9 protein-coding genes are annotated in these 9,447 nt (G+C 28.3%); 3 read left to right on the top strand and 6 right to left on the bottom strand.

Going from position 1 to position 9,447, the window contains the following annotated elements; all coding sequences use genetic code 11:
- Positions 1-412: 412 nt before the first annotated feature.
- The 4 genes from AZI32_RS16345 to AZI32_RS16360 form a co-directional block, all read right to left on the bottom strand.
- Positions 413-910, bottom strand: coding sequence for an SEC-C metal-binding domain-containing protein (locus tag AZI32_RS16345; protein WP_061996941.1), 498 nt, complete (start codon positions 908-910; stop codon positions 413-415).
- A 93-nt stretch (positions 911-1,003) separates the two neighbouring features.
- On the bottom strand, positions 1,004-1,579 hold the full coding sequence (locus AZI32_RS16350) for a GerMN domain-containing protein (protein WP_061996943.1): 576 nt from the start codon (positions 1,577-1,579) through the stop codon (positions 1,004-1,006).
- Between the two features lie 36 nt (positions 1,580-1,615).
- On the bottom strand, positions 1,616-2,401 hold the full coding sequence (locus AZI32_RS16355; protein WP_061996945.1) for an MBL fold metallo-hydrolase: 786 nt from the start codon (positions 2,399-2,401) through the stop codon (positions 1,616-1,618).
- Positions 2,402-2,424: 23 nt separating this feature from the next.
- Positions 2,425-3,684 (bottom strand): UDP-N-acetylglucosamine 1-carboxyvinyltransferase, encoded by a 1,260-nt coding sequence (locus AZI32_RS16360; protein ID WP_061996947.1) that lies wholly within the window; start codon positions 3,682-3,684, stop codon positions 2,425-2,427.
- Between the two features lie 556 nt (positions 3,685-4,240).
- On the opposite strand from AZI32_RS16360, the gene AZI32_RS16365 reads away from it, so the two are divergent.
- Together AZI32_RS16365 and AZI32_RS16370 are read left to right on the top strand one after the other, a co-directional pair.
- Positions 4,241-4,783 (top strand): hypothetical protein, encoded by a 543-nt coding sequence (locus AZI32_RS16365; protein ID WP_061996949.1) that lies wholly within the window; start codon positions 4,241-4,243, stop codon positions 4,781-4,783.
- Between the two features lie 243 nt (positions 4,784-5,026).
- Entirely contained in the window at positions 5,027-5,458 is a 432-nt protein-coding gene (locus AZI32_RS16370) for a DMT family transporter (protein ID WP_061996952.1), read from the top strand.
- 259 nt (positions 5,459-5,717) lie between these two features.
- Here AZI32_RS16370 and AZI32_RS16375 read toward each other — a convergent pair whose 3' ends face one another.
- Positions 5,718-6,611: a selenium metabolism-associated LysR family transcriptional regulator gene (locus AZI32_RS16375; protein WP_061996954.1), complete on the bottom strand. Its 894-nt coding sequence runs from the start codon at positions 6,609-6,611 to the stop codon at positions 5,718-5,720.
- 223 nt (positions 6,612-6,834) lie between these two features.
- Between AZI32_RS16375 and AZI32_RS16380 the strand changes: the two genes are divergently transcribed.
- Positions 6,835-8,058, top strand: a complete 1,224-nt coding sequence (locus AZI32_RS16380; protein WP_061996956.1) for a S8 family serine peptidase — start codon at positions 6,835-6,837, stop codon at positions 8,056-8,058.
- A 29-nt stretch (positions 8,059-8,087) separates the two neighbouring features.
- Here AZI32_RS16380 and AZI32_RS16385 read toward each other — a convergent pair whose 3' ends face one another.
- The gene (locus AZI32_RS16385; protein WP_061996958.1) at positions 8,088-9,344 is read right to left on the bottom strand and encodes a competence/damage-inducible protein A; all 1,257 of its coding nucleotides are present in this window, start codon (positions 9,342-9,344) and stop codon (positions 8,088-8,090) included.
- Positions 9,345-9,447 lie beyond the last annotated feature (103 nt).

A 9,447-nucleotide genomic window follows, 5' to 3' on the forward strand; every position in this document is an offset into this window, starting at 1 on the left:
ACTAAACTTATTTTTGACGAATTAAATTCAAATAAAAATAAACTTTTTTCGTTAGCTTATGCTAAAAATTACCTAGTGTAATTTTAATTCTGAACTTGGAACCCTATATAGGGTTCCAAGTTGACTTTTAAAATTATCCATTCCAAAACTTGGATACCCAAAATAGTGAGACATGCTCTGAATCGCTTAGAATTCAACACTACATTTTGTATGAAAATATTTTAAAGTTATTGAATAAATTTAAATTCGAGCTTGTTTCCCTATATCATACTAACAATAGTTATAGCTTACTTTAGTTAAAAGTTACAGTTACCATTTTTCTTAACAATAAATTCCTTACACAATTTTTAATACGAGATTGTAACAATTGTATATTAAAAAAACACCCTATAAGGGTGCTTTATCATAAATATTATTTTCCACAACACTTTTTGTATTTTTTACCACTACCACATATGCATGGATCATTTCTTCCTACTTTAGTTTCTTTAACTATTACTTTAGAAGCTCTCCATTCCTTTGTTATCTCTTTTCTTTTTTCTTCTGAGAATATTGCATTCCATTGTGGTAATTTGTATAAGTAATCAGCTTTAGATTCTAACATATTGAAATATAATTTTTCAAAATCAATTTTCATATCTATTTCAGCATTTGCATCCATTGACTCTAAATCTAATTCTTTTTCTATGCTTTCATTTACTCCATCTAAGAATCCCATAAATTGAACATCTGTAACGCCATATTCTTCAGCTAATTCATTTATTTTTCCCTTAATTTCTCCATTTAAATTAGTTAATGCTTTGCTATATATAGTAGTTTCAACTCTAGCATACTCTTTCCAGAATTCTGGTTCACCTTTGCTTTTCACAAAATCAACTACGTAATTTGTCCATTCATTATATAAACTCATGTTATTATCTCCTTTATGAATAAATTAAAATTTATCTACTTCGTTAATTATAATAAAACTTTTGATTTGTTTCAATATTTACTTAACTTCATTTTATTTAAGCTTTAATCCATTAATATCTTCCTGTGAAAACGGTTTTGAAACATCGTAATTTCCACCTATTGTTTGCAAATTTTTATTATCTATAGTTAGCATAACCTTATCAATGCTATTTAGCTGAGTAAGTGACGTAGCTAAACAAGTAAGTGTGGTTTTTTCTTTATTCTCATTCATTTCAACTTTTGCAGCTTCACTTAAATTCACATATGCAATACCATCTTTAATAGAAAAGCTTAATAATCTTGTGTCTTTAGGGAATATTGCTTTAGATTGACTAACTACTGAAGGGCCTTTTAAAAGCTCTTGAACTATTATTTCTCCTAATAATTCTTCCTTATCAACTAGTCTTTCTTCTTTTAAAATTTTAGATTCACTATCATTTTCAGTTCCATCAAAATATAATGTTAAATCTAAATACTCTCCACTTTCTTCTTGTTTTACATTTAAATTCTTGATTTTTTCTTTATTTAAAGCACTATTTTTATCTTTCTTATCGTAATTTATAAAAGATAAAACACCTATTATAGTAAAAGCAATTATTAATATTATTATTATTGATTTCTTTTTCATAACTGCCTCCTTATACTTATTATTAGCATAATATCATTATACACATATAACATCACTGTGTTTATCTCTATTTGCCATAGTAATACTTACATCTGTTCCTATTTTAACCTTATTTTCCTTTAAAACACTTATAACCGTTTCATATGCTAACTGTGGATAGTTATTTGTTTTACTTAAATGCCCTAAATATATATTTTTAAGATTGTCTCCTAAAATATCTAATATAGCATTTCCACAAGCCTCATTAGATAAATGTCCAATATCACTTAAAATCCTTTTCTTAAGTACATACGGATATGGTCCAAATTTAAGCATTTCAATATCATGGTTACTTTCTAATAAAAACACATCTGCATCTTTCAAAACATTTTTTACTTCTTCTGAAAAATGCCCTAAATCTGTAGCTACTGCTGCTACCTTATTTTTACTTCTAAATGCATAACCTCTAGGGTCAACAGCATCATGATGTATTTTAAAATTTTCTATAGTCATATCTTTTATGTCTATGTATTTCTTATCAAGAAGTTTTATATTTTCCATTTTTAATTTACCTAGTTTGCTTTCCATAGCATTCCAAGTAAGCTCATTTGCATATATAGGTATATTGTGTTTTCTTGATAATACACCTACAGATTTTATATGGTCTATATGTTCATGAGTTACAAAAATACCGTCTATTTCCGAAGGGTTTTCACCTATATTGGTTAACTCCCTTTCTATGTTCTTACCTGCAACTCCTGCATCTATTAATAGTCTAGTATTACCATCTGATACAAATACACTATTTCCGCTACTACCACTAAATAATGGACAAAATATCATAAACTTCTCCTTCTCTTAACTTACTAATCACACTTTGCTCTTGTAATGTCTCCACCTAAGTGTTTAAATTTTTCTTCTATATTAGGATAACCTCTATCTATATGTTGTATTCCTTCAACAACAGTAGTTCCTTCAGCAACTAAACCTGCTATAACAAGTGCCGCTCCTGCTCTTAAATCCGTTGCTTTAACATTAGCACCTTTAAGTTTTTCTACGCCATCAATAACAGCAACTCTTCCTTCAACAGTTATGTTTGCTCCCATTCTATTTAACTCTTCAACATGTTTTAATCTGTTTTCGTATATACTTTCATTTATTACACTTCTTCCCTTTGAAACAGCTAACAAAGTGCTCATTGGCTGTTGTACATCTGTTGGGAATCCTGGGTAAGGTAATGTTTTTATGTTTACACCCTTTAAGTTTTTATCTGATTTAACGATAATATTGTCATCACCTTCTATAACATTAGCTCCCATTTCTATTAATTTAGCTGATATAGACTCAAGGTGTTTAGGTATAACATTCTTTATTTTTACTTCTCCTCCACATGCAGCTGTAGCTACCATGAAAGTACCTGCTTCTATTTGGTCTGGAATAACTGAATAATTGCATCCTACAACCTCATCTACTCCTGTTATTTTTATTGTATCAGTTCCTGCACCTTTTATTTTTGCTCCCATACTATTTAAAAAGTTTGCTGCGTCAACTACATGTGGCTCTTTAGCTGCATTTTCAAGAATAGTAACACCTTCTGCAAAAACAGCTGCAAGCATGACATTTATAGTTGCTCCAACGCTAATTACGTCAAAGTATATGCTTGTTCCAACTAATCTTTCTGCTTTAACACTAACAGCGCCACATTCTATTGTTACACTTGCGCCTAAAGCTTCAAATCCTTTTATGTGTTGGTCTATAGGTCTTGAACCTATAGGGCATCCCCCTGGAAGTTCTACTCTAGCTTCTTTAAATCTTCCTAAAAGAGCTCCTAAAAAGTAATATGACGCTCTCATTTTTCTTACATGTTCTGTATTTGCATTAAGACTTTTAACAACTGTACTGTCTATAGTTAAAGCCCCTTCTTTTCTTTCAACTTTACATCCTAAATATTCAAATATTCTTTCTATACAATTAACATCTTCAATATTAGGTATATTATCAATACAGCATTTTCCCTTGCTTGCTATTATAGCCGCTGGTAAAATTGCTACTACTGCATTTTTCGCTCCACTTATTTCCACTTCTCCATATATGGATTTACCACCATTAATTATTAATTTTTCCATTACGGTATCATCCTCACTATTTAATATATATTAAGTTTATCTTGCATCCTAAAAATCATACATATCATATTATATCATATACAAATTACATTATTAATACGAAATTTTAAAATATATCATTTATTCTACATCTAATATAAAGGCTATCTTATTTATATGCAAGATATTTATGCATTTTACAAGAAATTTAAAGGTATTTAACCCTTTTTTTTAATTATTGATATACTGTTCTAAACTGAATTTTTAATTTATGAATTCATAATATTAACATCATACTAATAGTATAAGAGTAATTAGTGAGCCATGCTCCGAATCACTTTAAATTTCAGGTTTAATTTATACAGTGCAGTTTAATTCACAAAACCCTAAAAAGTTCTTATATTAATATTAAAAAATATTATTTATAAACTTATTTCCACGTAAATAACCTTATAGATAATATTTTTAATGAATCCTTCCATTATTTATGATATAATATTGTTTATTATAAATTAACGAGTTTTGGCACATTATATTAAGTGTGTCAATTTAAAACCTTGGGTTATGGAGGATAGTTATGAAATATTACTTAGTTGCCGTTTTTGATGAAAATTCGTCTTCATCTCTTACAAAAATACAAAAGTCCATAAGTAAAAAATATAAATTATATAAAAATACACCTGTGCTTCATATACCTTTAGGTGTAGTAAATTCTAATGATTTTGAAAAATTGGATGAAGCACTACATAAAGTTTTAGCACCATACAAAAATTTTAAAATCATGATAGATAATAAAATAGTTTTTAATGATAGTTTTAATACGCTAGGCTTTAAAGTAGAGGATAAAGGATATATAAATAAGATTTTAAGAAGTGTATCTAATACTTTTCCAATCTATAATGTCAATATAAAGATGCCAAATAACGGTAATCTTAACATTCCTATAGCTAACGCTAATCATAATACTAGAAAAAGTGCTGGGAATGGAACATTATACATAAATCCACAATGTGAAAAAGATTCATACTTATACACAGCTAAAGTCTGTAAGTTTGAACTTTGGAAACAACCAACATCTAATAGAGAAATGATAAAATCTTATCCACTAAAAGAATATTAAAATTTAAAACTAATTATAGTTATTTAAAAATTAAATGTATTATTACATTAATTTTAAGGAGCTTAATTAGTTTTTTTATGCATTTATTTAAATTTAACTCTTAAAACAATCTTTTATTATAATAATCTATTACCCCTATAAAACTCAATAGGAAATATTTAGCCCTTTAAATATATGCTTTACAGCACTATATTGAATATGACTAAATTTATTGGTTACACTAATCCTAAGGACGGTGATTTTATGTTAGCTGTAATAATAGCAATAATTTCAGGTGTAAGCATGAGCCTTCAAGGTGTTTTTAATACTAAGCTGTCTGAAACTGTAGGGCTTTGGGAAACTAATGTAATCGCTCAAGGGGTTGCTCTTATTGTTACATTTATTGTTATGCTGTTCGCTGGTAAGGGAGATATAAAAGCAATAAAAGATGCAAATAAAATTTATCTTTTAAGCGGAGTTTTAGGTGCAATTATAGTTTATACTGTTATGAAAAGTATCTCTACCTTAGGTACTACTTATGCAATATCTATAATACTAGTTGCTCAACTAGTTGCAGCAGCACTTATAGATTGCTTTGGATTATTTGGCATTGAAAAATGCTCCTTTGGTTTTAAGGAAATATTAGGCATTGTAGTTATGATTGCAGGAATAATTCTTTTTAAGTGGCAAAAATAAAAAAGATGCATAGCATCTTTTTTTGGTATATTCATTTATTAAATGATAACAAAAATTTAATGAATAAATTTAAATACGAGCTTGTTTCCCTATATAGCGTTCCAAATTGACTTTTAAAATTATCCATTCCAAAACTTGGATACCTAAAATAGTGAGACATGCTCCGAATTACTTAGAATTCAACACTACATTTTATATAAAAATATTTTAAAGTTAGTGAATAAATTTAAATTGGAGCTTGTTTCCCTATAATTATACTTTATTCTAAATTATATACTTCTTTACACATATTTAAAAAGGCTGTAGCTATTGGTGTTAACGTTCTCTTAGCACTAACAACTAAATACATACTTCTTTTAAGATTTAATCCATCTACATTACTTATTTGCATGTTTTCATCTTTTAATAAATCCTCACATAGTGCTTTTGATAAAATAACTACCCCTAATCCAAGTTTTAGCATTTTTATTTGAGCATCTAAGTTATTAACTTCACATAAAACTTTCAACTTATGATTATCTAAATTAGCTTCATCTAGTGCAGTTTCTAGTGTTTTTCTTGTAGCAGACTCTTTTTCTCTTATTATGAAATCACAATTCAAAAGTTCATCAATAGTTAATACCGTAGGAAGACCTAACTCTTTTTTAGAAACTATAACTAGTTCATCCTCCATTATGTCATAACTTCTTATCTTATTATTATGTACGGTAGTTCCTACTAATCCAATTTCACAATTTAATTCTAATATATCTTTAATTATTCCTACAGAGCCTTGCTCTTTAATATTAAATTTAACATTTGCATAAGTATCATTAAATTTTTTTATAAGCCCCGGCAATATAGCATTACATGGAGTAGTACTTGCTGATATATTTAATCTACCGGATATGTTGTTATTAAAATTAGACATTTCAACTATAGAATTATTCCTAGTATTTATTATATCTGTAGCGTATTCTAAAAATAACTCTCCTGCAGGAGTTAAATTAACTTCCTTAGATGTTCTATCAAAAAGTTGAATTTCCAGTTCCTTTTCCAAACTCGCTATATTAGAGCTTATAGTTGGTTGTGAAAGATAAATAGCATTTGCTGCCTTTGAAAAACTTCTTAATTTTGCTACCATAATAAAAGCTTCTAACTGTTTAAAGTCCATACTTATCCCCCTCACTCATTATATCTACGTAATCTATTATGAATGTAATGATTTGAAATTTCAATAGCATTTATCAAAAAAATGAATGGTATACAATTTTTTATATATTTTTAATATTCTTTTATTATTTTAATGTAAATTCATTAAAATTTTTTACTTAAAGTTACATTTATTTCATGTATTCATATAATATATTGATGTATCAATTCTAGGAGGATATTTTATGTTTTCTTTTAAAAAGAAACTATCTCCCACATTAAGAAAAGCTATAAAAAATAATTTTTATAGTAAATATAGGGTCATTGTTGAATATAGAAATTTAAAGGATGATTTAGTTAAAAAAATTAAATACTTAAATGGTGAAGTATTATTTTCTATAGATACTATTAACTGTATTGCTGCTAATTTAAGTACAAATTGTATAAATCGTCTTGTAGAGCTACCGGAAATTAAATATATAATTTTAGATGAATATGCATTTCTTTGTGGTAGAACTGTTCTTTTATCAAATGGTGTTTCATTGCAAAGTTCTGATAATATCATTAAAGGAGATTATAAACTTAGCGGTAAGGGGGTAGGCATTGGCTTAGTGGATAGTGGTTGTTATCCCCATAAAGATCTTTTATATCCAAACAATAAAATTAAACACTTTATAGATGTTATAAACAATTATACTTATCCTTATGATGATAATGGTCATGGTACTTTTATATCAGGAATACTTTGTGGAAGTGGTTATGAATCTAAAGGAAGATATCGTGGTGTCGCAACTAACAGCCACTTAGTAGTTGCTAAAGCTTTTGATAAAACAGGAAAGGCCTTTCTTTCATCTACTTTATTTGCGATAAATGAAATTTTAAAGTGTAGCGAGGATTTTAACATTAAAATAATATGCTTACCTTTTGAAACTTATACTATGGATAGTGATTTTTTAAATATTTATTCCAAACTATTTAAAATTTGCATAGATAAGGGCATAACTGTAATTGTACCTTCTGGTAGCAATTTATCATCTGAGAATAGTATTAAAGGCTTTGCTGTTTTAAAAGATGTTATAACTGTAGGCGGTATAGATACTACCGCTGCTAGCAAAATCTATTCTTACTCTTCTTGTGGATCATCAAAAACTCTAGCTAAACCAGATTTTATATCTGCAGCTGTAGATGTTATCTCACTTAATTGTAATACTAGCTATATTTCAGAGCGAAATGGCTTAAAGGTGTATCCTCCAAAACTTAATAGACATTATATTGATGTAAGTGGAACTTCTGTATCTTGCGCATATATTGCTGGAGTTTGTGCACTTTTATACGAATACAATCCACAATTAATATTTAAAGATGTTTATGGTCTTTTAAAAGTATCTTCTAGACTAATAAAAGAAAAAAAATACATGCAAGGTAATGGAGTTATAGATTTAAGCAAAATCTTACCTAAGAAGCAATAAAAGAGATGAATTAATCATCTCTTTTTCTATTATTTAATATCTTTATAATGTTTACTTATACATAATTTTCTTCTTAAGAAATCTAATGCACACTGTGTAGCACGATTTCGTATTTGTTGTCTATTTCCTAAAAGATTTAATTTTTTAGTTGATACCTCACCATCAATGTAAACACCAACATATACAAGACCTACTGGCTTTTCGTCAGTTCCACCACCTGGACCTGCAATACCTGTTGTTGATATACCAATTCTTGCACCACATCTCTTAGCTATACCCTCTGCCATCTCTTTTGCCGTTTCACTACTTACTGCTCCAAATTCTTTTAATGTTTCTTCTTTTACACCTAAAGTTCGCATCTTTGCATCATTACTATATGTTATAGCACCTTCTAAAAATACAGCTGATATACCTGGATAGTTTATAAGTTTTGCTCCAAGTAATCCTCCTGTACAAGATTCAGCCGTTGATACTGTAAGATTGTTTTCTACAAGAATTTTTCCTAAAACATCTTCTAAGGTATCATCACCTTCACCATATAAATTTTCTTTAAATATTTCTTTTAGTTTTTCTTCTATAGGAACTATAAGCTCTTTTGCCTTATTTTCATTTTCTGCTGTTGCTGTAATTCTAAAAGTAACCTCTCCATCTTTTGCATAAGGTGCTACTGTAGGATTAGTTTGATTTTCTATTATGTGACTAATCATCTCTTCTGCTGAACTTTCGCCAATTCCAATAACCCTTAAAACCTTTGATATCAAAATTACATTTTGAAAATTTGAAAGGTATGGTACTACAGACTCTTCAAACATAGGCTTCATTTCTTTTGGTGGTCCTGGTAAATTTATAAGTATTTTATTATTCTCATTTATAATACATCCTGGCGCTGTTCCATTGTCATTTCTTAAAACTATTGCATCTTTAGGAAAATAAGCTTGTTTTATATTATTTTTAGCCATTTCTCTTCCCATTTTTTCAAATCTATCTTCTATTCTTTTTAAAGATTCTTCATGCAACACGCTTTCTTTTTTGAAAAATTCAAAGGATATTTCTTTCGTTAAATCATCTTTAGTTGGCCCTAACCCACCAGTTGTTATAACTAAATCTGCTCTTTTAAAAGCCAACTCATAAGTTTCTTTTAACCTTTGAGGGTTGTCCCCAACCACAGACTGATGATAACAAAATATACCTAGCTCACTTAATCTTCTAGATAAGTATTGTGCATTGGTATTTAATATATCACCTAATAGTAATTCTGTTCCTACAGCTATGATTTCACATTTCATATTAACCAGCTCCTTTGTTCTTATAAGGTTCCAAATTAAATTTTAAACTCATTCATTTATCAAATGAGAAAATTCAAATTAATATTTTATCAATAACTAACAG

Origin of the sequence: Clostridium sp. ATCC 25772 (genome assembly GCF_001573875.1) — a bacterium.
Classification (GTDB): domain Bacteria; phylum Bacillota; class Clostridia; order Clostridiales; family Clostridiaceae; genus Clostridium_J; species Clostridium_J senegalense.